The sequence below is a fragment of the Methanococcoides seepicolus genome, from assembly GCF_023684405.1.
GTDB lineage: Archaea > Halobacteriota > Methanosarcinia > Methanosarcinales > Methanosarcinaceae > Methanococcoides > Methanococcoides seepicolus.
This window is the reverse complement of the sequence record NZ_JAGSOI010000146.1, coordinates 1-1065: the sequence shown is the minus strand read 5'-3', so window position 1 is coordinate 1065 and position 1065 is coordinate 1. Positions and strand designations below refer to the sequence as shown.

2 protein-coding genes are annotated in these 1065 nt (G+C 37.7%); both read left to right on the top strand.

Features of this window, described 5'->3' with window-relative positions:
* Positions 1–192: 192 nt before the first annotated feature.
* The gene (locus KDK67_RS14135; protein ID WP_250869484.1) at positions 193–855 is read left to right on the top strand and encodes a PAS domain-containing protein; all 663 of its coding nucleotides are present in this window, start codon (positions 193–195) and stop codon (positions 853–855) included.
* On the top strand, positions 828–1065 hold a 238-nt coding region (locus KDK67_RS14650; protein WP_420846955.1), incomplete at its 3' end, for a PAS domain-containing protein. The genes KDK67_RS14135 and KDK67_RS14650, both read left to right, overlap by 28 nt.

Sequence of the window (1065 nt, the reverse complement as noted above, 5' to 3'; positions counted from 1 at the left end):
CAACCAACAAATACAATATTACAGAAACTGGCAATGAGTACCTCAAAGTAATGAAAGAAGTTAATTCAATCATTATCGATCAAAACTGATGCAACATATTGTATATACACATCATGAAAAAACATGCCAAATCGCTTATATATTTTCAATAGATATTTTTAATTTCAGCACATTGCAAGGGGGTTATAGTAAATGGTCGAAGACGATTTGAATCGGTTGTTAAAACAAGAGACAAAAATGCCTACACTTGAAAAAACAGGTATTTTAAGCGATGAATACTATCATGTGCTGTTCGACTCATCTTCAGACGTCCTTATGTTGATGGACGAAAGGGGATTCATTGATTGTAATAAAGCGGCCCTGAAGATGTTTGGTTTCTCAAGAAAAGAAGAAATTATTGGATTTCATTTATCCGAAATATCACCTCCAAAGCAGCCAAACGGGGAAGATTCACGGAGTGCTGCACAGGATAGAATCTCAGAAGCCTTCAAGAATGAGTCTACCAAGTTTGAATGGGTTCACTGCAGAAAAAATGGAGAGGAATTCCCTGCTGAAGTGTGGTTAACACGCTTTTTGTTAAAAGATAAACAGATTCTGCAGGTTACTGTACGAGACATCACCGAGCGCAAGCAAATGGAAGAAACTCTACGAAAGAGTGAAGCTAGTTTGTCCAATGCACAGCGTATTTCCCATCTTGGCAATTGGGATTGGGACCTCGTCAAAAATAAGTTAAAATTGTCAGACGAGATCTATAATATCCTTGGGCTGGCACCTCTGGGATTTGGGCTCTGTAGAAAACCTATCAAAATCAACATATATAGACTGGAATTGGGATTATATTCCAACATCATGTAACACATTACATAATCTTTTCAAATTGGATTAGTGTCCGAATATCGAAGATTTCTACAGAGCCGGGATTTGAGACTACTTATGAAGCGTTTCTAAATTCCGTCCATTCTGATGATAGAATGCTTGTTCAGGACGCTATAAATAAAGCGGTGTATGAAAATAAACCGTATAGTATTGACTACCGCATTCTCTTGCCAGATGGCTCAGAACGCA

Coding starts and splice junctions, on each gene's coding strand:
- KDK67_RS14135 (WP_250869484.1), top strand. CDS start 193: ATGGTCGAAGACGATTTGAATCGGTTGTTAAAACAAGAGACAAAAATG.